Genomic DNA, 25,306 nt, shown 5'->3' with positions numbered 1-25,306 from the left:
CCTGGCTATCCATTTTGGCAATTCTCTGTTTATTATGCTTTTTATATTTTATCAGATCGGTGTTCACAACTCAATTAGGATTGCTATATAACTTTGGTGACATTTTCGTAAGCTTTCATCAATGGGAAGACCCTGGTAATGAAGATTTGGAGGCTCTGCCTCCCAATTTTTTTCTCCTTTTAATCGAGGACGTGCCTCCTCCAAAGGCATTCCCAGGCTCTGCCTGGGAACGATTGGAATAGTCATTGGTCATGCGTTAATTGCTACTAACTAATAACTAATAACTAATTACCCCTTTTTTACAGCTTTTGGAACACTGCGAACATCGGCAGATACATCGATAGCAAAATCGAACCTACGATACCACCGACGACCACAATCATCAAAGGTTCTAGCATACTGGTCAGTCCTTTTACTGCTTCTTCAACTTCGGTTTCGTAGAAAGCGCCAACTTTCATCAGCATCTTGTCAAGTTCCCCTGTCTCCTCGCCAATTGCCATCATTTGGATGGCCAAAGACGGAAAAACAGCTTGTTCTTGCAAAGCAATACTGATCATGCCGCCGCTTTGAATTTCCTGTCTCGCATATTCGATAGCATTAGATATCGCCTGATTCCCTGCCACATCTCGCACAATTTCCAAAGAATTGAGAATCGGCACGCCCGATCGCGTCAGCGATCCAAATATCACGCAAAACCGAGCCACAGCAGATTTTTCGATCAAATCTCCAAAAATTGGCAACTTCATCGCAATTCTATCAATTTGTAGACGACCTACTGGAGTTTTGTAGTAGAGATCGAATGCAATTTTTAGCGCTATAATCACCCCAATAACTGTTATCTGTTGGATGGGAGGCCAAGCCGTACAAAATGCACTAATCGCCAACATAAACACCGTAAAAGCAGGCAAATCTGCACCAATATCCTTAAAAATTTTAGCGAAAGTTGGTAGCAAGAATATTGTCATTGCGAAAAAAATCACGATCGCAATAAAGAACACAGTCTTCGGATAAGACATCGCCGAATTAATTTCAGCCTCCGTCTTGTGATTTTTTTCCATCATCACCGCCAGACGGTCTAGGGTTTCATCTAGCACCCCCCCGACTTCTCCCGCCGCCACCATACTGATAAACAGTTGGTCAAAAACATCAGGAAACTTAGCCATCGCCTCTGCTAAGTTTATCCCCTCCTGCACATCAGCATTCATGCTTCTGAGCGCTCGCTTCAGTTTAGCATTAGAACACTGCTCGTGCAGCACGGAAAGGCATCTCACGATCGCCACCCCTGCATTAAACATAGCCGCAAACTGACGAGCAAAAATAGCCATATCCTTAACAGTAAGACTGGTAAGGTTATACTCGATTTGCTCCTGAATCTTACTGAAATCAAAGCCACCTTTCGGTTTTTCGCGGATAACGTTGGTAGCCACAGCTCACCTCTGAAAATTTATTAAAATTTATGACTCATCAGTCATTAATTCAGTCGGCAGACTTCTGACTAATGACTGCTGACTGAATTAATGAGCTTTTACCGGGGCGCCACCAACAGGTGCCGGGCCGATCAAGCGTTCGAGTTCGTCAGCCTTAGAAGCCTTGCCCATTGCCGCTTCCCAAGTGACTTTACCGCTCTTGTAAAGTTCAGCGAGGGCCATTTCCATCGTCCTCATGCCCAATTTCGCCCCCATTTGGATTTGGGAGTAAATCATCGGAGTTTTGCCCTCCCGGATCAAGTTAGCCATAGCTGGAGTATTCACCATGATTTCCATAGCGCAGCAGCGGCCACCCCCAACTTTCACTACCAAATTTTGGCTGCAAATTCCCACCAAAGAGTTAGACACCTGGGCGCGAACCTGGGGTTGTTGAATGGGCGGGAACACGTCCAAAATCCGATCGATCGTTGCACCCGCCGAATTAGTGTGCAGCGTTCCCATCACCATGTGACCCGTTTCTGCAGCCGAAATTGCCAGACCGATCGTTTCCAAGTCGCGCATTTCCCCCACCAGAATCACATCAGGATCTTCGCGCAAAGCTGCTCTGAGCGCATTAGCAAAGCTCTTAGTATCTTCGCCCTTTTGACGCTGGTGAAACAAACTCTTGATATTAGGGAACACATATTCGATCGGGTCTTCAACTGTTAGAATATGTTCCGCCCGCGTCCGGTTGATCAGATCCAACAAAGCCGCCATCGTCGTAGTTTTCCCGGAACCCGTTTGTCCCGTCACCAACAGCATACCCCTGGGTCTTTCGGTCAGATCCCGCAAAATCTGTGGCACGCCTAAAGCATCTGCGTTAGGAATCTTAGAAGCCAGAGCCCGCATACAAGCCGCCCAAGCACCCCGCTCCCGGTAGACATTGACGCGAAACCGAGCCAATCCCCGAACCCCGTAAGCGCAGTCAAGTTCCCACTCCATTTCCAACTGCTTGCGCTGCATATTGTTGAGCATTTGGAAAATTAGGATCTGCACTTCCTCAGCAGACAGAATGTCGCCGTATTGCGTCTGAGGAGTTAGTTTACCGCTGACTCGGAAGAATATAGGCGCGCCCGCTTGGATGTGTATGTCCGAACCCCCTTGCTCTACCAGGGACTCCAGTACGTCTTCAATCATCAGACCCATAGATACCTCTCCTCGATCAAATTGATAGTTATTGACCAATCTAGCTCAGTTAAGAGTCAACAGTTAACTGCTCAATCAATCCACAAAGCGTGGCGTCAAGCAGTACGGACAATCCAGCATCTCCGGCTTCAATTCCGCCCGACAACTTTTGCAGGTAAGTCCCTGCTTGCGTTTGGCTTTCAGTTCAGCCTCTAGGCCCGAGTCAGTAAAAGTCACCCGCTCGACTTCTTCAAAAGTAGTCGCGCCTTCCCGCACTAACTGCAAGCTGTAAGCCAACAACGTTTTCATCCCTTCTTCTACTGCTGCTTCCTTAATTTGCTCTGTGGGAGCTCCTTGAGTGATCAGAGTTTGAAGCCGCTCAGTATTTTTCAGGAACTCGTAAACCCCTACCCGTCCTTTGTAGCCTAGGCCGGCGCACTTGGTACAAAGTTGCTCGCGTTCTGCGAGTTCCTTCCTTCCCTCCACCGGTACGGTGTTGGCTCTGTAAACAGTCAGATCTATTTCTTGAGAAGCCGACAGACCGTACTTGCCTAGTTCAGCAGCAGTAGGCTGATAAGGAATGCAGCATTTGTCGCAAACGCGCCGCATCAGACGCTGAGCCAACACGCCCAACAGAGCTGCCGAAACCATGAACGGTTCTACGCCCATTTCGGCCAAACGCGCGACCGCCCCGGCCGCGTCGTTCGTGTGCAGCGTCGTCAGCACCAAGTGTCCCGTCAAAGCAGCTTCCAGAGCCGTTTTTGCCGTTTCCTTGTCCCGCGTTTCCCCCACCAGCATCACGTCAGGGTCTTGCCGCAAAAATGCCCGCAGAATGTTGGAAAAAGTCAAGTCTTTTTCCCGAATTACTTGACATTGGGTAATCCCCGGCAAAGCATATTCGATCGGGTCTTCCGCCGTACTGATATTTACCCCAGGATCGTTCCGTTCCGCCAGAATCGAGTACAGAGTAGTTGACTTGCCCGAACCCGTCGGCCCCGTCACCAAAATCAGTCCGAATGGACGGCTAGCACTCTCTCGCACTAAAGCCAGAGTTTCCTGGTCGGAGATTAACAAACCCAAGCCCAACTGAGTGCTAGAACTGTCCAAAATCCGCAGTACGATTTTTTCGCCGTACCGCGAAGGTAAGCTGTTCACCCGGAAATCGACCGTGCGTCCCTCAAACACCCGGCGGATGCGCCCGTCTTGAGCTTGTCGGCGTTCGGCAATATCCAGGTTGGCAATAATCTTGAAACGAGCCGTAATCGATGCGACTACCTGCTTGGGAAACCGGAAATACTCTTGCAGCACCCCGTCTTTCCGCATCCGAATCCGCATGAACTCTTCTTGAGGTTCTACGTGGATGTCAGACACCTTTTCCGACAGAGCTTTAGCCAAAATGATATTGACCGCCTTAATTACCGGAGCTGCCTCAGCATCGTCCAAGGTATTAGCTAGGTCTTCTTGGTCGGCACTCTCCTCTTCTAGCGAGAGTTCACCAAAATCTCCCTCCCCTAAATCCATCTTTCTCTGCTTTTCGGCTGCTGCCATTTTGGCTGCTACCTTAACTTGGTCCTCTTGATAGGCCGAAGTTATGTCCTGATAGTCGTCTGGCGTAATCACCCGTCGCTGCAAAGCCAAGCCGTGAGGCTGTAAAATCCGCCTCAAATCTTCTATGGCATTGAGGTTGTCGGGATCTACCATTGCTACTAAAACGGCCGCAGGCTCAGTTTCAGTCTTTGCTACGGGTAAAAACCGACCTTGGTGACAAATGTCGATCGAAATCTTCAACGTATCGAGCATAAGTCCGAGTTGCTCGTTAGACATTTCGCTCATCTCCGGATCAAATGCTTCAACGCCGTAGACTATCTTCCGTTCAAACATCTGCTGCTTCTTGTAAAGTCGCAGCAATTCTGGGGGTAAGGGCTGCCCGGTAAGTGCTTCTAATACCTCCGTCAAACGCTTGCCCGACTTCTGGCTTTCAATTTGAGCTTGCTTCACTTGCTCGCCGTTGACGTAACCCGACAGAATCATCTTGGTGAGAGCCGGAGGAAATTGGCTCACAGAAACTAGGGAGGTGGAGCGCAGCGGGGATGTGCTAGTCATAAAAAACACTCAATAGGTGGGAAACTCAGTCACAAAGAGTGCTGAGAGGAAAACCAAGGCGGGGTTTTAACCCCCGTATTCTTTGCTTATGGATCAGCTATCATTTTGTTGCTCAATCCCTATCTCTCAAGTGTAAGCTCGAAGTCCCCTCTAAGCTTCGTCCACAAATTGACGAGATGTTGGAGGGATTTGCCGGTGCTTGCAATCAAATCTTGTTCGTTGAGTGCTAAGTTGCTTACTTACCTGATTAACTTGCGGGATACTCTCGTTATAGCGTCAAGGCACATCACTTGGGGATTTCCCGTACCGGGAGAGAAAAGCGGGGCAGGGCGTGTCCCCTTCCCAGACTAATTCTATTTTCCCAAATTGTTTGCTCAAATTACAGCGCCCGTGGTGGCGCGGTTAGCTGTACTAAATTAAAGATGAGCTATGTTCTGTGATGATAGCTTTTACGAAAGCCTCGATCGCCCTTGTGAAATATATTTTCATTAATTATCTGCCATCGGTCACTGCCCGATCGTCGGCTGCATGAGCCCCCAGGGCAAATTTTGAGCAACTCTAGTTTTGGGTCAGTAAATATTACTTTGATTCTACCCTGGTGTCCGAACCTTTGTGACGTAAGCTGGACGGTTCAGAAATGTTGGAAATAGGCAAATTAGATATCAATCTAATCTACAGATTATCATGTCAGCGAAAGCAACTAATCTCTATCATTTGGCTGGCAGAAATTTGAGACTTCAAGAGACTTCGGCGCTATCGAATTAGAAAAAGCACAGTCCCAATTCGCATCAAGATTAACAACCTAGTATCAGATTTACAAAAGCACACTGCTACCTACTTAGTCAGTCAATACAAATTCCTCTTTCTCCCGAATTGGGCAACTCAGCAAATGGTAAAAAATGCCAGCGTCAGCTTGCGACTAAAATAGCATGATAGAGGATCATTTTAAGTCACTATCGTTTTAAGCCAACATTTAAATATCTGGTCTCCCAAATGGGAAATATTGTAGTAGACTTAACAGCAAAATCTACTTATAAAATTTTTTGTAAATGCGAGCGAGTTAATCAAAAATGAGGAACCAAAAAACGTTGGGTTTGCCCCATTACGGTCATATTATACGTAAATATCTCAAGGGGCATTTGAATATTTTATGGAAAGCTTTGAGGAATGTCTCCAGATCGGGCGAGATTTCCTTTTTTCAAATTGTGCCATACACAGTCAATTCGAGTCCTCTAGATTTACCGGGTTAACTGTATCTGCTAGAATTGATAGGGTTCTGTCGCGCAGCTTTTATGATTGACGAGGAAAAACAGCAAGATCAAGATCCTAACTCAACTGGGGAAACTACCCCAGAGGGTTCCCCAATGGCAAGCGAAAATCCGGCGGCATCAGGAAACTCGAACGAATCGGCGGATTGGGAGCTCGAACTTGCTCGAGCTTATCAAAGCGCTCAGGGTGATCGCACCCCAGCAAACGCATCGGGGTCTACCGTCACCGGCAGTTCAACCAACAGTCCGACTGCAGACGCGGCGGAGCCTTGGAAGAAGGAACTGGCGCAGGTAACCGATGAAAAAGAGGCTTTAAAAACTCAGTTGCAAGCGGCATCCGCTCAACTAGAAGAGCTGAAAAATCAAAATCTCCGCCTAGCAGCAGATTTTGAGAATTTCCGCAGGCGCACCCAAAAGGAAAAAGAAGAGCTAGATTTACAGGCAAGGTGTCTCACGATCAAACCCCTGTTGCCGGTAATAGACAATTTCGAGCGCGCTAGATCGCACATCAAGCCGCAAACCGATGGCGAAATGAACATTCACAAAAGCTACCAAAGCGTTTACAAGCAAATGGTAGACGGCCTCAAGCAAATCGGGGTTTCTCCGATGCGCCCCGAAGGCGAACAGTTTGACCCCAACCTCCACGAAGCTCTACTGAGCGAGCCAACTGACGAACACGAGGAAGGAACAATTATCCAAGAACTAGAACGCGGCTACATTCTGGGCGATCGCGTCTTGCGGCACGCCAAAGTGAAAGTTGCAGCGGCTGGGCTATCTGTGGTAGCCTCAGATGAAAATCCCGATAGTTCAGAAGGTTAATCGGGATACAAGCTACTGCATTCCTCAAAGTCACTGACCCCCGAATAGAATTCGGGGGTTCCAAGGTGGCAGACTCACCAGCTTCTTAATTAAAGATGACTAAAAGCAGGTCAGCGCTTGATCCAAAAATTCTGAAAAATGTTTTTACCAGTCTTTGATATTGCTTTAGGACATCAAGTTTATTTCCTACAAATCTAGTCTGGGAATGCTTGTTTAAACAAGCTGAGTCGTTTTTCATCTCCCAACCTGTAGTTGGAGATTTCCAAACATCCCACAAAGTTTTATGAGGCGCTATGGGAAAAATTATTGGAATTGACTTAGGCACGACTAACAGTTGCGTAGCTGTGTTAGAGGGCGGTAAACCGGTCGTGATCGCCAATTCCGAGGGCGGGCGCACAACTCCGAGTATAGTAGGATTTGGCAAGGCGGGCGATCGGTTAGTAGGTCAATTGGCCAAGCGGCAAGCTGTAACTAATGCTGTAAATACTGTCTACAGTATCAAACGATTTATCGGACGGCGGTGGGACGACACGGAAGAAGAACGAGCCCGAACTCCCTATACCTGCATAAAAGGCAAAGACGATACCGTTAACGTCCAAATTCGGAACAAGGTTCACACTCCCCAAGAAATCTCGGCAATGGTACTCCAAAAGCTCAAGCAAGATGCTGAAGCTTATTTAGGACAAACTGTTACCCAAGCCGTGATTACAGTGCCCGCCTACTTCACAGACGCCCAGCGGCAAGCTACTAAAGACGCCGGTACGATCGCGGGCCTAGAAGTCCTGCGGATCGTCAACGAACCGACAGCGGCAGCCCTTTCCTACGGGCTAGACAAGCAAAATATAGAACAGAAAATCTTGGTCTTTGACCTGGGCGGCGGTACTTTCGACGTTTCGATCCTGCAACTGGGAGACGGAATTTTTGAAGTCAACGCTACCTCCGGTAACAACCATCTCGGAGGAGATGACTTTGACGACTGCATAGTCCAGTGGCTGGTAGAAGCTTTCCGCACTCAAGAAGGAAGTGACCTCTCACAAGACAAAATGGCCTTGCAGCGCCTCCGAGAAGCTGCTGAAAAAGCGAAAATCGAACTATCCAACCGCGAATCCACCTCAATCAATTTGCCCTTCATCTCTTCTGACGAGAAAGGGCCGAAGCATTTGGAAATGGAACTCTCCAAAGCTCAGTTTGAAAAACTGGTGGCTCATTTGGTGCAAGCGACGATCGATCCGGTGACTCAAGCCCTCAAAGACGCAAGTTTGACCCCCAAAGACATAGACAGAATTATTTTAGTGGGAGGCTCAACCCGGATTCCGGCAGTTCAAAAGGCAATTAGCAAGTATTTTGGGGGCGTTTCTCCCGATAAATCGGTCAATCCCGACGAAGCTGTAGCGGTAGGCGCGGCAATTCAAGCTGGGGTGTTGGGTGGTGAAGTCAAAGACTTGCTGCTGCTCGATGTGACGCCGCTCTCCCTGGGACTCGCAACCTTGGGCGGGGTGTTCACCAAAGTAATCGAGCGCAATACAACTATTCCCACCAGCCGATCGCAAATGTACAGCACGGCAGCAGACGGACAAACATCGGTAGAAATTCACGTGCTCCAAGGCGAGCGGGCATTGGTTAAAGACAATAAAAGTCTCGGCAAGTTCCTGCTCAAAGGCATTCCCCCAGCTCCCCGTGGCGTACCTCAAATCGAAGTTACCTTTGAAATCGATGCCAACGGGATTCTCAAAGTGGCTGCTGAAGACAAGGGAACCGGAAAAGAACAAAGCATCCAAATTTCCAATACAGGGGGATTGAGCGAAACCGAAGTCGAGCGGATGCGACAAGAAGCCGAACTTTACGCCGACGAAGACATCAAGCGCGCTCTACTCGTCGAACTCAAAAATCAAGCTGACTCCCTCGTCTATAATTGTGGTGTAACTTTAAAAACCAACGCGCAACTGCTGAGCGACGACCTTAAGGCAGAAGCGGAAAAAGCCGCAGCAGCCTTGCGGGCAGCGATGACTAACCCCGACATCACAGTCGAGGAACTCACGCCCGCAATCGAATCTTTCAAGCAACTGCTATACTCGCTGGGGACAGCAGTCTACGACCAAGCCCGCAGCGGGGTAGCCCCGTCAGGATCTGTTGTTGAAAGTGAGATGATGTCAGAAGTAGAATCATCAGAACCAGAAGAGGTTAAAGCGGACGACGACAGTATTTTGCTGAAAGAAGAGCTGCTGGTGGCGCCCCAAGCTCCGCCGGAACCAAAGCCGGAACCAAAGCCGGAATCAAAGTCGGAACCAAAGCCGGAACGACAGTCAAAACGACAGTCAAATCCACAGTCAAGTCCACAGTCAAATCCACAGTCAAAACAAAAACAGAAGGTTCCCGAACCAGAAGTTGATGATATGAATCCTTTCCTTTAAAACTGAAAAGCTAACAGTTAAAAGTTAAAAATTAACAATAAGAATTTTTGATTTTTAATCTGTAATTTCAGGAAAGGTCGCCCGTTTCTTTTTCGTACACTTTTTGTTATTTACCTCCAGGCAAGCAGCTCTATGGCCGGTGATTACTATGAAATATTAGGCGTTTCTCGCAGCGCAGACAAAGAAGAAATTAAGCGTGCTTACCGCCGCCTAGCTCGCAAGTACCATCCAGATGTCAACAAAGAATCCGGTGCTGAGGAGCGGTTTAAAGAAATTAACCGCGCCTACGAGGTACTCTCAGAACCAGAAACCCGCGCCCGTTTCGACCGTTTCGGCGAAGCAGGGGTCAGCGGTGCAGGCGCGCCTGGGTTCCAAGACTTCGGTGACAGCTTTGCCGATATTTTTGAAAGCTTCTTTCAGGGTTTTCAGGGAGGTGTCGGCCAACAACAGCAAGGTCGCAGGCGCAGCGGGCCGGTGCGCGGAGACGATTTGCGCCTAGATTTGCGGCTGGATTTTCGGGAAGCAGTGTTTGGTGGCGAAAAAGAACTTCGCATCAAGCATTTAGAAACCTGCGAAACTTGCACCGGGACTGGCGCCAAACCGGGAACCAGACCCCAAACTTGCTCGACTTGTACCGGCAGTGGTCAAGTCCGACGCGCTACCCGCACTCCTTTCGGCAGCTTTACTCAAGTTTCAGTTTGCCCTACTTGCAACGGCACCGGGCAAGTGATTGAGGATAAGTGCGAAACTTGTGGCGGCCGCGGCCAGAAAGAAGTGATGAAAAAGCTGAAAATCACAATTCCGGCTGGGGTTGACAATGGTACTCGTTTGCGCGTTTCCAATGAAGGGGATGCCGGCAAACTGGGCGGCCCGCCTGGAGATCTTTACGTGTTCTTGGCGGTGAATGAAGATCCGCTATTTAAGCGCGACGGCACTAACGTTAGCTCGGAAGTGAAAATTAGTTATTTGCAAGCAATTTTAGGGTGCCGGTTGGAAGTGGAAACCGTAGACGGGCCGACGGAATTGTTGATTCCTAGCGGAACTCAGGCGAATACTGTTTTGACTTTGGAGAAAAAAGGGGTGCCTCGGTTGGGAAATCCAGTCAGTCGTGGCGATCATTTGATTACAGTGTCTATTGACATTCCCACTAAGGTGACGGCTGAGGAACGGGAGTTGCTGATGCAGCTTGCTAAGCTGAAGGGCGATCGTACCGGTAAAGGCGGCTTGGAAGGGTTTCTGGGTAATTTGTTTCAGAAATAAGCAATTTTTGACACCAATTGGTGTCAAATTTTCCTGTTTGAGGATTCCCCGGCAATTTGTTTCAGTATCGGTCAAAAATTTGTGTGCAATTGCTCACAAAAATCTCAGGTGGGACGCTTCCTGGGCATTGCGTTTCAGCAGCGCTCAAAAAAGTGAGCGCAATTGCGCTCACTTTTTTGAGAAAGAATAATAGTCTGTGTCCAATTGGAAAGAAAATTTCAGATTCTCCAGTTTCCAGGCAACTTGTTTAAAAAAGTAAGGCTTTCAGGATTTGAGATTGCAAAAAGCATTATGAATTCAACATCGAAAATTGAAAATCCCAAATCCCCAGATGCCAAAATCGATCTGCGGGGTACTCCGTGTCCTCTGAATTTTGTCCGCACTAAACTGCGCTTGGAGCAAATGGCACCAGGTGCTGTTTTGGAGGTGTGGCTGGATGCTGGGGAGCCGATCGAACAAGTACCCGATAGTCTAAAAATGGAAGGCTACCAGATTCTGGAAACGCAATTTGTCGCGGATGAACCGGAGTCGGGCTTTTTTTCAATGAAAGTGCAGCGCCCAGAAGACAAGGAAGCAGGATGAGCCTGAATTCGTCCTCGATCGTCGGTACTGTAATTGCTGTTCAGGCTAACTTCTACCAAGTGAGGTTAGATCCCGAAGTCTCCATTGACGGGAAAAATCCTCCCCTCGCTGATTCTCCGACTCTCCTATGCACTCGTCGCACTCGACTCAAAAAAATTGGTCAACAGGTGATGGTGGGCGATCGCGTGGTGGTAGACGAACCTGACTGGACTGACCGCCGGGGTGCAATTTCTGAAGTATTCCCCCGGCAAACAGAACTCAACCGCCCGCCTGTAGCTAATGCCGATCGCATTCTCCTGGTTTTTGCCCTCGCCGAACCCGACTTAGACCCCGCATCATTAACTCGGTTTTTAGTCAAGGCAGAATCAACAGGTTTAGAGGTGAGTTTGTGCCTGAACAAATGCGATTTGGTCACGCCCCAGGAGTTGGAACAGTGGCGCGATCGACTTTCAGACTGGGGCTACGAACCAATATTTATTAGCGTCCGCAGTGGCTCAGGAGTTCAGCAAGCCCTTGCTAATGATCAAAAGGAAGTTTCTGCCTGGGAAGCACTTTTCTATGACTCAGTAGAGAAAATAGAGCCATCTCTGCTGAGTTCTGAGGATAACCTCCATAATCCAAATTATGTCAAGCCGTTACATCCGTCAAACCCCGTACATAGCCCGTTGCCGAACTTGCTTCTAGACCACCTGCAAGGAAAAACAACGGTAATTTGTGGCCCTTCTGGGGTTGGCAAGTCCAGCTTGATCAACCAACTGATCCCGGCGCTAAACCTACGAGTGAACGCTGTTTCCGGCAAACTCGGCCGCGGCCGCCATACGACTCGCCACGTCGAACTATTTGAACTCCCCGGCGGCGGACTTTTGGCCGATACTCCGGGCTTTAATCAGCCGGCTCTCGAATGCGATCCCTCAGAGTTAACGGAATATTTCCCAGAAGCGCGCCAGAGGCTGGCTTCGGGTAGCTGCCAGTTTAGCGACTGTTCGCACCGAGACGAGCCTAACTGTGTGGTACGGGGCGGTTGGGAGCGCTATGAGTATTACTTGCAGTTTCTCGAAGAGGCGATCGTCCGCCAACAAGCTCTTCAAAACTCCAGCAGCGCCGAATCGAGTTTGAAGCAGCAAACCAAGTCTGATGGTACGCAGCATTACGAACCGAAGCTGCAAGCTAAAAAATATCGCCGCTCTTCCCGCCGCCTTCAACACCAGTCGCTGCAAGATATGTGTCAAGATTTAGACGAGTTGTGATGAAGTCGCCGCCCATCGCCCGTAGGCACTAGAAAACAGTACCAAGACTTACCCAGAAACCGGGTTTCCTCGACGAAAATACTTCGTTGCACCCCGATGCCCGCTCCGCAAAACCGGCGTTCTTTAGTCGCGAGCGCGTAAGTCCTGAGTACATTAATAGCTAAAATTAAATGGCCTTAGATTTGTTAAAAAAAGTAGAACAGAAGCAAAAGTTAGCGGGTACTGCAGGAGCAAAAATATTGTGAATATTCAAGAACTGTTTCAAAAAGGCGGCCCCGCCATGTGGCCCCTGTTGGTGTTATCGATTCTATCTTTGAGTACAATTATCGAGCGCTTGTGGTTTTGGGCAAGCCTCCTGAGCAAAGAAAAGCAGATAGTTAACCGTATTCTGGAAGCGGCTCGCAGCGATTGGGGGGCGGCTAACGAGATTGCCAGACAAGCGAACCGACAGCCGATCGGGCGATTTCTTTCTGCACCCCTGCGGCTCTATAATCCCGAACCAGATTTATTTCGACTCGCACTCGAAGCAGCAGCCGATGAAGAGTTGGCTTCGATGCGTCGCGGTGACAAAATTTTAGAAGCTACGATCGCTCTAGCCCCTTTGCTGGGGTTGCTGGGAACAGTTCTGGGCTTGATTAACTCGCTCAGTTCTATCCGTCTGGGCGACATCGGCACCTCGGCAACAACTGGCGTAACTTTGGGGATTAGCGAGGCGCTGATCACCACTGCTACTGGGATGGTAGTAGCAATTTTTACCTTGGCGTTTTATCGGATATTTCAAGCTTTTTTGTTCAACCAGGCAAAAATATTTCGTAAAGCAGGAAATGAACTGGAATTGCTTTACAGGCAATACTGGCCTGCAGCTAATGCAAAGGGTCGATCGCCCGGTGCAGAATACAGCAATTCTTCTTTTGGTGCAGATGGTTTGAACAAGCGTTCTCTCAATTCTCAAGAAGCGGGAGAACGTAACCGGGAGCCGAAATTGAAAGGTTCCGATCCGGCTGAAGATTCACCTTCTAATAATTAGAACTAAGGAGAACGGATGAAGATTCACTTAGATACTCCTGCTGAAGAGGCTCGGATTGAACTGGTGCCTTTAATTGACGTGATATTTTGCATTCTGACGTTTTTTCTGCTCGCCGCTTTGCAACTGACTCGCCAGCAAGCAATTAATGTTGATTTGCCTAAAGCGAAGACGGGACAAACGCAAATGCGAGAGATGCTGATTGTCAGCATTGACGATTTCGGGCAAACTTATATCGACCAATTGCCTGTTAATTACCAACAGCTAGATCGAGTTTTAAAGAGTTTTCAAACCCAAAATCCTACGGGGTTGATGGTGCTGTACGCTCCTCAAAATGCTAGATATGCCAAAGTTGTCGAGGTTTTAGACAAATTGAGAGAGGTAGGGGGCGATCGAGTTGCCCTGGCAACTCTTCCTAGTTCGGCTCCTTCCCCGCTGCCAAATTCCTCGCTACCCAATTCTGGCATTCCTGCAGCACCTGCGATCGGCAATTCCGGTCAACCCCTGCCGTCTCCTCTGGCTCCGGGGCAGCAACAGTTCAATCCCAATCAGTTTCAATCTCCTCTCCCGGCTCCTGGGCAGCAGCAGTTCAATCCCAATCAGTTTCAATCTCCTCTTCCGGCTCCACAGCAGCCTAGCAACTTTGGGACAAATCAGGGCATTCCTCCTGTTTCGCCTGCACCCGCTGCTCCCAATTTCCGACCCGGATCGACCACTCCACCCCAGGATGGCCGGCCCTCGAATTAGTTAGAAGGAAGAAGGGAGAACAGAGAAATAGAAATTCTCAGACTCTCCCTATCTTCCGCTCTCCCCATCTTCCTCATTTTTCAATCTCCCGCTCTTCTCATCTTCCAATCTCTGCCTCTCCCCCTCTCCTCATTTCCCCCTCTCCCCCTCGCGGAGAGAAGCTCCACCCGATTCGGTATAAAGGGCTTCAATTCTTTTGGTTCGTACTGAGCCTTTTTCCTCTTGACAAGTAGATACAGTTGTATATGCCTGCAGAAGGAACTTTTGCAGACATCTCGCCATCTCTGTCCCTAAGTAAGTTATTTCCTCGGACATATGGTAACTTTGTCAAATGATTGTTACCTTTTGTAATATAGACTAAAGCCAGATGGGCAATCGGGCATCCCGAAACCAACGGTCGATCGCTGAAACAACTTACAAATCTGGTTAATCCAGGTGTTTACTTTTAAGTAACCTTCACTTACAGAGGAGTCAAAGTCATGAGCCAACCAGCAGAATTGTCTTTGGAACAGCAATTTAGCCTGTGTTCCTTCAAAACACAGGTAAGTGACATGAGCCGCGAACAAGCTCAGGAGTTTTTGGTAAAGCTTTACGAGCAAATGATGCTGCGGGAAACCATGTACCGCCATTTTCTGAAACACCACTGGGGTTTAGAACCTAACCCAGGTGTTGAGTAGCAAAGAGTCGCAGTCGGCGACCTCCGTCTCTTACTCTGTTCCCTCAGGCGGAAAGGAGTTGGGGGTGATGGGGCGTCACTCGCAGGCAGAAGGTAGAAGGCCTCTGTACAGACATGAGGAAAACTTGACAGTTTCTTTTTGGATTTCACTCAATGTGGGAGTCGAGCTAAGCAGTTTTTTTCTTGACACCACAGGAGAGCGCAAAGATAATTTATCGCGCCTCGACTCAAAAATTGAATAACTCTTAATAATAAGTGTTAAATTTTTAACCAATTAAAATTTTTAACAAATTCAATATATTTGTCTTTAGTTGCAGCGGATGAGGTTTGATAACAATGGCGCTAGTCGGACATCTGAGCGCGACCTCCGACTAGCAAAACCTTCAATTTTCACATCAATCCCTAGAACTGGCAACAGTGGACTCTAGACAGAGTTATTCTGGCTGACGTTCCAGAGTGGCCTCCATTGTACTCGTCAAGTAATGACCAGACATGATGCCGCTAGATTGGTAGTAGCGGTTGTCATCAACGCGGTGAAGGGTATCAAAACCCGTCCGTCGCTGGCGTTCGTCTCCCAATACCCAATAACGCTGGACGATCGACTGGGGAGCAATCCAACCTTCGCCCTCGACACGGCCGAGTTCGCTGTGTTGGAGTACAAAAGTATACTGCCGTTCATCGCTGTTGAGGTGTCCTCGGTACTGCAAAATAATCTCTTCGCGGTCGCCTCCAGGAAACACGAGTTTCGTCACCATACTGAACCAATCTGTTCGGTTCCAGCTCACTAAAGTTTTGCCTTTAACCGTAATTGGCACGCCATTGCGCTCAATCCAACTTCCTTCGAGCGTCCATTGGCCAGATTCCATTAAAAACGTGTGAGCCACAGTGCTGTTCCTATGCTTTTCCTGCTGGCTACAATGCTGGTGCAACAACGCACAGCCGTTGTCCCTCAGACTCTATGCTATCACGCCCAACTGTGCCAACAAGAGTTAATTTCCCCTAAAAGTACCGGTGCCCGGGCACCAGTAACTTGAGGCAGATTACCGGGAATGCCCCGAACCCGCCATGCGGCTAAAACCGCAAAAGCGATCGCCTCTTTAAAATCTACATTCAAGCCTGCCTCAGAAGTAGTCAACACTTGCACTGGATGCAATTGAGATTGCAATCGGCGTTTTAAGTAGAGATTGTGGCTGCCACCCCCGCATAGTAAAACTCGATCGGGCATAGCCGGTAAAAAAGTTTGGTAACTGTGAACGATCGAGGCAACAGTCAGTTCTGTCAGAGTAGCCAGCACATCAGCAGGACTGAGGTTGTAACCTTGGGCCTCGACCAAACACCTGTCAAAATAGTCTACACCAAATAGCTCTCGCCCCGTTGATTTCGGCGGTGCTTGGCGGAAGAACTCTGATGCGAGCCAATCCTCGACTAAAGCTTGACAGGGAGTTCCCGATGCCGCCCAAGCTCCACCTTCGTCGATTGTCTTAGTGCCGCCTGAGAAGTGCTGCACTGCCAAATCTAACAAGGAATTCGCCGGGCCTGTATCCCAGCCCGATATGCCATCCCCAATACTCAAAATCTCAGACTCGTCATTGTTTCCCCCTTTTCCCCTGGCCGGAAGATAGGTAACATTGCCAATTCCGCCCAAATTTTGGATGCAGAGGCTGAGGTTGGGGTCCGCTAGCAGGCAGGCATCAACTATTGGCACTAAGGGTGCTCCTTGACCCCCAGCAGCAATGTCTGCCGATCGAAAGTTACTCACAGTAGTAATGCCTGTCAATTCTGCAATTAGCGCGCCCCGCCCGATTTGCAAACTGTAGCCCATTAACCCACTGGTGCTGTCTTTCTGGGCTTTCCCAGCAGGTCGGTGGTAGACGGTTTGACCGTGAGAGCCGATTAATTCGGCTTTATCATATTCTGCTTGAATTGTCAATGCCGCCGTAGCAAATTCTTGGGCGATGGCATCATCTAATTCCGCTAGTTCAGCCATTGACAAAGCTGAGCCACTGCAAACCGAGAGAATTTGCGAGCGCAAATTAGCAGGATAAGGGAAAGTCTTGCCGATCACCAATTGCACTTTCAAGTCTGTTTGGGCACCGACCACATCCACCAAAGCAGCATCAATGCCATCCACCGACGTGCCACTGATCAAACCGATAACGCGGGTCATTCAATTTTAGATTTTAGATTTTTCGATTTTTGATGGTCGGTTGCGATCTAGCGATCGAATATTATTTGAGGTCGATCGTTACGATCACCACAGTAATATTATCGCGTCCACCTTTATCCTTAGCTGCTTGAATTAAAGCATTTGCAGCGCCCTCGCAGGCGCGAATCGACTTCAGAGGCGAAGCTATCAAAGGATCGGAAAGTTCTTCAGTCAGGCCATCGCTGCAGAGCAGCAAGCGATCCCCAGGCTGCACGTCCACCGGCAAAATATCTATCTCCCGCAAATCATCGCGACCCAAACACTGCGACAAAACGTGACGCCAAGGATGAGTGCGAGCCTGGTCAGGAGTTAGGGCTTTTCTTTTCACAGCCTGAGCCACCCAAGTCTGGTCTTCAGTAATCTGTTCCAAGCGAGATCCGTGCAGTCGGTACAAGCGAGAGTCCCCGATATTAGCGCACCAAGGTCTGCCCTCATCCCTAAACATTAGAACCACAGCCGTAGTTCCCATATCAGCACGCTCAGGGTGGTCGAGCTGATCCGTCAAAATTGCTTGATTGGCAATTAAAAAAGCCTTTTCCAACAACAGCGGAGAATCCTCAGGCCCTTCCCAATGTTCTAGCAAATAAGATTGAATCGCCTCAGTCGCAATCCGGCTGGCTTCTTGACCTCCGGCGTGTCCTCCCATTCCATCGGCCACTATGAAAAATCGCCCGTCAGAGTCTATGTAGTACGAGTCCTGATTTACGGAACGAACTAGCCCTGTGTCTGTCTTACCTGCGAAAGAGCGTTTCATAGATTGGGTGATTGGACTCATCGAACTTGAAAGCTTGATTTAATGGGGTGCGATGTTTTGTTCCAAAACTTAAATCCCGAACGGCAGTTGAAATTTCTGCGCCCCACGATCTCGAGTTTTGGAAAAATTGCACTTCCTTGACCTCATATTGTAGATCGTATGATGGTAATCCCATCTTAAAATTTCGGTAAATCCAGTAAATCAAACAGCACCTGCAAAAAAAAACTGGATTTATACCCAAAATTAGAGGTTTTGCTGGCGAGAAATCTAGGCAGAAACTGGGTTTTTAGCCTCAAAGCGCATAAGTGTTGTAAATTTCAGCAATCTGTGGTCAGCCAGCCAAAACTTAACATTCGATGTCAAATTTTGGCTGGCGAGAAATCTCAAACCTGAAATTTCAAATCGCAAATTGCACAATTATGACATCCTGTCTAAACGATCGATCCGCTTGAACAAACGCAGCATAGCAAACCCTGCACCCGCCGCCAGCACGGCCACAGCCACAGCAGGCCAGACTTGATTGCTGACAAACAAAATTGTCGCCGACAAAGTAAAAGCACTCATCAGCAAAGCATAATTCGTGCCCATTTGAGCGCTGCTCATGCGGCGGAGCAAGCGCTCTGTTTCTGCAGAACGGACGCGAATCCGCAAATCTCCCTGTTCGAGTTTATCAATCGTTTCCTCAATCCGGCGGGGCAAACCCAAAGCACTCGAACTCACCTGAGCAGCCTGACGGCCGATTTCGTTAAAAATGCTGCTACCTGCATCAGGACCATTTCCATTACTCATAAGCTGCATGGCAAAAGGTTGTGCCACCTCCATAAAGTTGAACTCGGGATCTAAACCTCGGCCCACCCCTTCGATGGTGGAAAAAGCTCGCATTACAAAAGTAAAAGTAGCTGGGAAGCGAAAAGGTTGGTTGTAGGCAATATCGTAAAGGTCGTCCGTAATCGCGCTCACCGATTGATTTTCAAAAGGCTTGTCCATGAAGTTATCCAGCATATACTGGATTGATCGGCGCACCGGACTCATATCACCCGTAGGCACCAAAGCTCCCAAATTGATCAGAGAATCCATAATCCGCTGTCCATCCTTGGAAGCAATGCCGTAGAGCGTCTCCATCAGTCCTTCGCGGACGTTCGACTGGATTTGCCCCATCATGCCAAAATCGTAGAAAATCAGACAACCGTCAGCACTAACAGCGATGTTGCCGGGGTGTGGGTCAGCGTGGAAAAAGCCGTCGTTGAGCAACTGCCGCAAATAAGCTTTTGCCCCCAACTGAGCGATTAATTTACGATCGATACCGGCCGCTTCCAAAGCTTCGTAGTGGCTGATTTTAATCCCCGGCAGGTATTCCAAAGTCAGCACTCGCGGAGCCGCGTACCGCCAATAAACCCTCGGCACCCGCACCCAGTCACAGTTGCTAAAATTGCGGCGAAAAGTATCAGCATTGCGGCCTTCATGGAGATAGTCAATTTCCAGCCACAGAATGCGACAGCATTCCTCATAAATCCCCATCCAATCTCGGCCGCGGCCCCACTTAGGATGGTTTTGAAAGTAGCGAGCAATTCCCTTAAGAATTTGCAAATCGATCTCGAACAGCTTCCGCAGTCCAGGTCGCTGCACCTTGACCACTACTTCCGGGCCCGAATGCAGTTGAGCTTTGTGTACTTGACCCAGACTGGCTGCAGCCAGGGGCACTGGGTCAAAGCTGCGATAGAGTTCTTGAACTGTCTTGCCCAAATCTTGCTCAACGATTACCTCTAACTGCTCGTAGCTAAAAGCAGGGACTTTATCTTGGAGCTTAGAAAGTTCCTCCACAAACTCTGCGGGGAACAAGTCGGCGCGGGTGGAAAATAACTGCCCAACTTTAATGAAAGTTGGCCCCAAATCCAAGAGTGTTTCTCGAACCCAGATAGCTTGAAAGCGGCGTCTGGCAACTTTCTTTTCTTCAGTCACGCCTCCCCAGTAGCTCCAATTTTTGCTGTCGAGCCAGAGGGAAGCCAGCCAGAGCAAGACAAAGGCCCAAATGTCGAAGAAGCGCCGCTTCCGGGAATATTTTTCGCGGTTCCAGCGATAAGCTTTACTTTTGTAGGATTTACTAGCAGTTTTTGGCTCATCGGCTTCACCAGCGTGCTTGGGGGATCGCTGGCGATTAACAGAGTCATCAAGGAGAGCAGACACTTGGGTTCCCAAATTGCTTATTTTATGTTGTTGCTTTGATTGAAAGTAGGAGCGCAGGAGCGCAAAGCAATGCGCTCACGTAGTCATAAATAATAGTTGTGGTCGGAGGAGCGAGCGCTACGGCAAACTGCTGCGGTAGCGCTGCAATTCCGATCGCACAAGAGCCACTTCGGCGCGCAGCTCGTCAATAGTCGCTTGCAAATCTGCAGGATGGATGTCTTGAATGGTGGTGGTGCTTGCAGTGCCAGTCCTGGTCTGCATCGCCTCATCCGAAGCTCGATTTGCCCGTTCCACAACTCGATCGGTGAATTGCCGCAGGCGTTCTCTTTGTTCTGCGTCAAATTTGCCGAGTTCAGAGAAAGCGTTGGTTGCTGCGCTTTCTAATTGCTCGTACAGTGCTTCGGCAAGTGCTCTGCCTACAAAAAAAGCATGAACTGGGGGTTTACTCATAAAAAATCTCTGTGCGCTTCCGCAACAAATTATAACTTGCTTGTCCCCGATGATGCTTGCTCCCAAAGGAAGGAATTTTGGGGAAATTTACACTCCCACCCCTTTGTCGGCGATGGGATTGTTGAGAGTTAGAACAGTCTAACGCGCCACGGCTTAGCATAAAAGCCTTGCTTAACACTGGCTCAAATTCGAGGTTGGGGTTGCTTTGTACCAAAATGTTTGCAGCTTGGCAGTATTAATACGCGACATCACACCACTTCAGCGCCGCGCACATATTCTAACATAATTTAAATCAAAATAGAACACCGCCCTGCATTTTTTTTTCTGGCATTTGGATGACAGAGGAAATAGGAAATATTCGATAAACTCAGACGGCGACTGTTGGGATTTTTAGATTTGACGGAAGTTTTTGGAAGATAGTGGTTCGCTAGGTAGGGGCTTATTATTTCAACTCCTTAGCAGATATTTGCTGACTCATAAAACCAAGTATTTGTCCGCACTTTGAACCAACAAAAAACTTACTAATTTGTCGCAGGTTCGGGAAAAGGTATCGTGGGATCTGCCACAGGGGGTGGTGAATCAGGTGCGATAGAACTATCTGAATTGTTGACACTGGGACTTGGTATCGCAGGCTCAGGCGATCGCTCGATCGGCGACGCTATTACTGGCGACGGGGATTCCGACGGCGGCAGGGTTTCTGCGCTAGCACTCTCAGGGGAAGGCGGAGCGGGTGCGGCGGGCGGTTCTGCAGGCAGGGGCGCAACTTCTGGTACTGGTGCGGCTTCTGGTTGGGGTTCTGGCTCGATTTCGGTTTGATCCTCTGGAATGGGGGAATCAGAAGCCTCCTCTGCGGTTTCGGGCGTCGGGGAGGGATCCGGTTCGGCTTCGGGATCTGGGGCGGGAGTTTCCTGGTTTGGGGACTCAGAAGGTTCGGCGCTAGTGTCTGAGGGATCTATCTGTTCGGGAATGTTGCTGCTGTCTAAGGGGGGTTTAGGGCGCTTGTTGAGTTCGATGGGGTAGAGAGGGCTACTTTCGACAGACGGCTGCCCGAACATTGGCCCTGACAAATCGCGGGATTTGAGCAAATCTTCGAGAGATGGGAAGGAGTCAATTTTGGGACCATTGCTGAGACTGGTGCTGTTGTAGTGCCATGCTAGGTCAAAACCCATCCAGCCTGCAATTGCAGCCGTTACGACAAACGCCAAAAAAGTCAACTGTGGCGGGGGAGGTGCGGGCAATCTTAGACTTTGCTTGCCTTTTCTTTTTACTGATACTCGCTCTGTTTCTTGCAGCATGGTGAGCCAATTTTCGACTGTCTGAGGGCGGTTGTGGGGGTCGATTTCGAGTCCCTGAAGGATGGCTCGCTCTATTCCCGGGCTGAGGTTGGGCTGAAATTGCCGTAACTCTGTCAAGGGAATGCGATCGCGCAAGGGTGCTGCTACGGGCGCCACGCCGGAGAGTAAATAGTAGAGGGTGGCTGCGATCGCGTAGATGTCAGTGGCCGGTGTACATTTACCCTCATAGAGGTATTGTTCGATCGGCGCATACCCGGGGGAGAGCAAGTTAGTGTGGGTTTGTTTGGTGCCGGCGGTAAAGCCGCGGGGAATTCCGAAATCTATTAACATTACTACGTGAGAATCGGCTCGCCGGATAATATTTTCTGGCTTGATATCTCCGTGCAGCAATCCGCTGTGGTGAACTGTACTTACGGCTGAGGCTATTTGCCGAATATAGTGTAGGGCCTGGGCTTCTGGCAGCGGCTGATCGGTTTCGACTATTTGGGCGAGAGTTTGGCCCGGAATGTAGTCCATTGCAATAAAAGACTGTCCGGCTTCTTCAAAAAAGTCAATTACCCTGACTATGTTGGGATGCTGACACCGCGATCGGCGTTGGGCTTCGGCAATAAACTGCTGCTGAAATTGGGCGGATTCTGGGTGTTGGCGCAGACTTTCGTTGAGGGTTTTGAGTACGACGGTTTGGTTTAAATGGGTGTGGATAGCTCGGTAAGTGATGCCGAACCCTCCTATCCCTAAAGTCGCGTTAATTTTGTATTTGCCCTGTTGTAGGACTGTTGCTGGCGCTAAGTTCATCTTCAGTTGATGCCGTTTCCCAAACTATGCTACCGCCTTTGGGTTATTTCGCAGAGTTAGGGGTGAGGTTTGATCGAGCGGCGCCCTAGTTTGAGCTTTAGCTCTGCTATATCTTTAATCTTGGCATCCCCACGTCATTTTATCTGTAGTAGGTATTGTGAAACTTAACGCTCCGGCTTTCCAATAATAAAAATCCCGTTCTTGTAGAACGGGAAAGCCATCAGGGTGCATCTATAGTATCTGACTCTAACTTATGGGGGGTACAACCCCTCAGTGTTTTAGCAAGTCTTTAAAATTAGCCACTTTTTGTAAAGATTTAGGTTCACTGTTGACTTATGATCAATTTTATGAATTACAAAATAGCCGCATCGCGATCTTGAGCTTGGGAAATGGAGAGGCTCAGGTATGAAGACACACTCGATTCTTAAAGAGATCAGAATCTGACCTTCAAAGGCATTGTCGCAGATGCTTTTACCCGTGCCAGCGAGCGTGTTTCACCAGCATCTTTTTTTCAAACTTACTAGAACACACCCGCACAAAGGCGATGCGCGGCGTTTCAGATCCATGTTTGCCTGAAGCTTGAACACACACCCGGTAAATTCTGGGTAGGTGGGCAATACTTCACCTAGGCCACTCTGGGAGGCTTCTGGCTTGGCCGCCTAGCCCATCAAGGATTGCAAGAAAAGTTCCACCGCTAAGTTATGTAAGGTTAACACTGCGGCCATCATCAAAGGTAAACCGAGTATCGGCGACCTTAATCCCAACTGGTCATAGCCTAGTTGGTTATAGACTAGGGGAGAGAGCAATTCTTGCAATCTAGCTGCGATCACTTAATTTGAGGCGACCTGGTACATTCCGATGGCGAATACGATCTGGATTTATAGTACGTCGTTTTCCCCTGTTGCTCCAAGAGTCACACCTTACAGACCAGATTACCTTTTTGGCTCAGATGAAGTTCCGGCGATCGGCATAAAATGACAAAGAGGCATCGTATCGGGCTTAATCTTGAGACGCCAAATGACTCAAACCTTGTAAATAAAAAACCTGTAAGCATTCTCCAGACATTGGTAGCCCATAGCCCTCAATGCTTAAATCGCTGTTCGCGTTACACACCAAGGCCTGGAGGCAAGCTTAAGTTCCCCCCTTCGGGGAACTTGAGCTTAAGTTTTCACAAGTGAGGTCTTCTTGGTAACGAGAAGCGATCGATTAGCAATTAGCAGCAATTAATAATTACTTATTCTTTGGTTTGAAAATGTCTGTTAAACAATCACATTACGAGACTTTACTAGCAGAGTACAGCGAATCTTCTGCCGCGATTACCCTGCTGAAAAAATATCGGGTTTACATGGAAATGATTCCGAGTATCCGCCGCGCCCATGAGAGTTTAATTACAATTCCTTTGCCAATTGCCCGCTTGCGAGACGGGGTTTCGTATGCGGGAAGCAGCGGCACTAGCATATCGCCGGGACAGGCAGTTTGTTTGCCCTGCGATTTGGCGATTTTGATGTGCGATCCTGAATGGAAAGTTAAAATTGGCGTGGAAATTTTGATTTTCATTCATCGTCCGAGCGAAGAGTTTTCTGAGTTGCTCGGCCGCTGGCGGCAGTCTCAGGTTTGGCTGGACAAAGGTTACGAATGGGTGATGCCACACCGCTACAGACATATTTACAGCGATGAAGCTGAGGCTGTTCATCCGCTATTTGTTTTGTTTGACGAAACGTCGGAACTGATTCAACGGGGTTTGATGGCGGCTGGTTTACCGTTTGTGGTGGAAAGTTTCGAGTCTGGCAGTGAGGAAGTAGAGGACGAAGAGTTTCTGGGTAGCGGGGAACTCGGAAGTATTGGTGAAGAGAGTGTTGATTTTTAGGGTGGGTGCGATCGCACATAGCCATCCTATTGCTTGAAATAAAGTAGATTTTTTTTCATCACCTAGTATGCTAAAAATACAATTAAAAACCTAACAATACTTCGGACAGTTTTGGAATAGGGACGCTCCGCGAGCAGAGCGAAAAAAGTCACTAGTATCTTAACGCAATACTCCGGACAGTTTTTAAGCAGCCAGAGTACCATAAGACAAGACTGAAGGAAGATTTGGATGATTTAAAATCAAATCCGGGTCTAAATCTAACTTATCAATAAAGGTACAAAGTAGATGCTTATTGAATTCTAGGCGTTTATAAGAACAGATTGAAAAGACAAACGACTTGGCAGATGAATGACAACTAGAGAGTTGATGTTTGGCCAAATTTAAGGCAATAAGACTGGCATTAAAATGAAAATCAAGCCGTGGTAAATGACGAGCTTGACAATCAGACAATCCCGTAAACTGCTTGGCATCACGAAAAATAAATTCAATCTGGAAACGAGCCTGATAATATTCAACAATTTGCTCAGGCGGCAAGTGAATATCAGTGCTAAATAATCAAGCATTTTTAATTTGTCCGTTGGCTTGAACCTCAGAAATACAAGCCAAACTAATTGGGCAATTTAAACAACAACTCCACACAACTAATGTATATAAGGAAACTCCCGGTTTTAGGTCTTTAACAAAATTAAGACGAGTCAAATCATGGCAGTCAACCTTACCATCATATTTACGTGGATCTCCCAGTTTCTTTTGTTCACCTGTATAAAGATAGCGTAGGTTAGCATCAACTCTTAACTTGCCAATAAAGTCTAAATTTAACTCCCGCACAACATCCCAGAATTTAGAGCGGTAGTAATAGCCATCAGCGACCAAATAACGTACAGAAATTGGGAAGAAATAACGAGTATTCTTTAGATGTTGTGCATAGTCATCAACTCTTGTGGTGTCAGGCGTTGAGCTTTGAGGCTCCTGTTTTTTGCGAGATTTCTTAGACCAGCAATTATTCGGATTTGGTGGCAGCTTTTTT

At 48.3% G+C, this 25,306-nt stretch carries 20 protein-coding genes and 1 pseudogene; 9 read left to right on the top strand and 12 right to left on the bottom strand.

Annotated elements, in window-relative coordinates:
* Nucleotides 1–299 precede the first annotated feature (299 nt).
* The 3 genes from QUA38_RS13695 to QUA38_RS13685 form a co-directional block, all read right to left on the bottom strand.
* Complete coding sequence (locus tag QUA38_RS13695) at nt 300–1,427, bottom strand: type II secretion system F family protein (RefSeq protein ID WP_333162568.1); 1,128 nt, start codon at nt 1,425–1,427, stop codon at nt 300–302.
* Nucleotides 1,428–1,514: 87 nt separating this feature from the next.
* On the bottom strand, nt 1,515–2,612 hold the full coding sequence (locus tag QUA38_RS13690; protein WP_333042216.1) for a type IV pilus twitching motility protein PilT: 1,098 nt from the start codon (nt 2,610–2,612) through the stop codon (nt 1,515–1,517).
* 75 nt (nt 2,613–2,687) lie between these two features.
* Complete coding sequence (locus QUA38_RS13685) at nt 2,688–4,694, bottom strand: GspE/PulE family protein (RefSeq protein WP_333162566.1); 2,007 nt, start codon at nt 4,692–4,694, stop codon at nt 2,688–2,690.
* 1,292 nt (nt 4,695–5,986) lie between these two features.
* Between QUA38_RS13685 and grpE the strand changes: the two genes are divergently transcribed.
* From grpE to QUA38_RS13645, 8 genes are all read left to right on the top strand, one after another.
* A complete protein-coding gene (gene grpE, locus QUA38_RS13680; RefSeq protein ID WP_333162564.1) occupies nt 5,987–6,781 on the top strand; it encodes a nucleotide exchange factor GrpE in 795 nt (264 codons plus the stop codon).
* 293 nt (nt 6,782–7,074) lie between these two features.
* Nucleotides 7,075–9,192: a molecular chaperone DnaK gene (gene dnaK / locus QUA38_RS13675; RefSeq protein ID WP_333162562.1), complete on the top strand. Its 2,118-nt coding sequence runs from the start codon at nt 7,075–7,077 to the stop codon at nt 9,190–9,192.
* Nucleotides 9,193–9,324: 132 nt separating this feature from the next.
* Entirely contained in the window at nt 9,325–10,452 is a 1,128-nt protein-coding gene (gene dnaJ, locus QUA38_RS13670; RefSeq protein WP_333042223.1) for a molecular chaperone DnaJ, read from the top strand.
* A gap of 291 nt (nt 10,453–10,743) precedes the next feature.
* Nucleotides 10,744–11,034 (top strand): sulfurtransferase TusA family protein, encoded by a 291-nt coding sequence (locus QUA38_RS13665; protein ID WP_333042225.1) that lies wholly within the window; start codon nt 10,744–10,746, stop codon nt 11,032–11,034.
* Nucleotides 11,031–12,281, top strand: a complete 1,251-nt coding sequence (gene rsgA / locus QUA38_RS13660; protein WP_333162560.1) for a ribosome small subunit-dependent GTPase A — start codon at nt 11,031–11,033, stop codon at nt 12,279–12,281. The genes QUA38_RS13665 and rsgA overlap by 4 nt, the downstream gene beginning before the upstream one ends.
* 241 nt (nt 12,282–12,522) lie before the next feature.
* Complete coding sequence (locus QUA38_RS13655) at nt 12,523–13,308, top strand: MotA/TolQ/ExbB proton channel family protein (RefSeq protein ID WP_333162558.1); 786 nt, start codon at nt 12,523–12,525, stop codon at nt 13,306–13,308.
* A gap of 15 nt (nt 13,309–13,323) precedes the next feature.
* Nucleotides 13,324–14,052, top strand: a complete 729-nt coding sequence (locus QUA38_RS13650; protein WP_333162556.1) for a biopolymer transporter ExbD — start codon at nt 13,324–13,326, stop codon at nt 14,050–14,052.
* A gap of 479 nt (nt 14,053–14,531) precedes the next feature.
* Nucleotides 14,532–14,729, top strand: coding sequence for an NblA/ycf18 family protein (locus QUA38_RS13645; RefSeq protein ID WP_006635253.1), 198 nt, complete (start codon nt 14,532–14,534; stop codon nt 14,727–14,729).
* A 433-nt stretch (nt 14,730–15,162) separates the two neighbouring features.
* Here the strand turns inward: QUA38_RS13645 and QUA38_RS13640 are convergent, their stop codons facing one another.
* From QUA38_RS13640 to QUA38_RS13610, 7 genes are all read right to left on the bottom strand, one after another.
* Nucleotides 15,163–15,612, bottom strand: coding sequence for a hypothetical protein (locus QUA38_RS13640; protein ID WP_015176194.1), 450 nt, complete (start codon nt 15,610–15,612; stop codon nt 15,163–15,165).
* A gap of 80 nt (nt 15,613–15,692) precedes the next feature.
* A complete protein-coding gene (locus tag QUA38_RS13635) occupies nt 15,693–16,895 on the bottom strand; it encodes an anhydro-N-acetylmuramic acid kinase (protein WP_333162554.1) in 1,203 nt (400 codons plus the stop codon).
* A gap of 61 nt (nt 16,896–16,956) precedes the next feature.
* Nucleotides 16,957–17,688, bottom strand: coding sequence for a PP2C family protein-serine/threonine phosphatase (locus QUA38_RS13630; RefSeq protein WP_190274384.1), 732 nt, complete (start codon nt 17,686–17,688; stop codon nt 16,957–16,959).
* 417 nt (nt 17,689–18,105) lie between these two features.
* Nucleotides 18,106–19,872, bottom strand: coding sequence for an AarF/ABC1/UbiB kinase family protein (locus QUA38_RS13625; RefSeq protein ID WP_333162552.1), 1,767 nt, complete (start codon nt 19,870–19,872; stop codon nt 18,106–18,108).
* A 117-nt stretch (nt 19,873–19,989) separates the two neighbouring features.
* Nucleotides 19,990–20,322 (bottom strand): DUF6825 family protein, encoded by a 333-nt coding sequence (locus tag QUA38_RS13620; protein WP_190660406.1) that lies wholly within the window; start codon nt 20,320–20,322, stop codon nt 19,990–19,992.
* A gap of 521 nt (nt 20,323–20,843) precedes the next feature.
* Nucleotides 20,844–22,412, bottom strand: coding sequence for a protein kinase domain-containing protein (locus tag QUA38_RS13615; protein ID WP_333162550.1), 1,569 nt, complete (start codon nt 22,410–22,412; stop codon nt 20,844–20,846).
* A gap of 659 nt (nt 22,413–23,071) precedes the next feature.
* Nucleotides 23,072–23,242: a hypothetical protein gene (locus QUA38_RS13610; RefSeq protein WP_333162548.1), complete on the bottom strand. Its 171-nt coding sequence runs from the start codon at nt 23,240–23,242 to the stop codon at nt 23,072–23,074.
* Nucleotides 23,243–23,664: 422 nt separating this feature from the next.
* Between QUA38_RS13610 and QUA38_RS13605 the strand changes: the two genes are divergently transcribed.
* Nucleotides 23,665–24,279: a hypothetical protein gene (locus QUA38_RS13605; protein ID WP_333162546.1), complete on the top strand. Its 615-nt coding sequence runs from the start codon at nt 23,665–23,667 to the stop codon at nt 24,277–24,279.
* A 183-nt stretch (nt 24,280–24,462) separates the two neighbouring features.
* Here the strand turns inward: QUA38_RS13605 and QUA38_RS13600 are convergent, their stop codons facing one another.
* Nucleotides 24,463–24,813, bottom strand: a complete 351-nt coding sequence (locus QUA38_RS13600; RefSeq protein ID WP_333162544.1) for a transposase — start codon at nt 24,811–24,813, stop codon at nt 24,463–24,465.
* Nucleotides 24,814–24,834: 21 nt separating this feature from the next.
* Nucleotides 24,835–25,306, bottom strand: a pseudogene (locus QUA38_RS13595) (transposase); the annotation flags it as partial.

This window comes from Microcoleus sp. Pol12B4 (genome assembly GCF_036701385.1).
GTDB lineage: Bacteria > Cyanobacteriota > Cyanobacteriia > Cyanobacteriales > Microcoleaceae > Microcoleus.
Note: the sequence above shows the minus strand (reverse complement) of the source record. Positions and strands in the feature narration are given on the sequence as shown.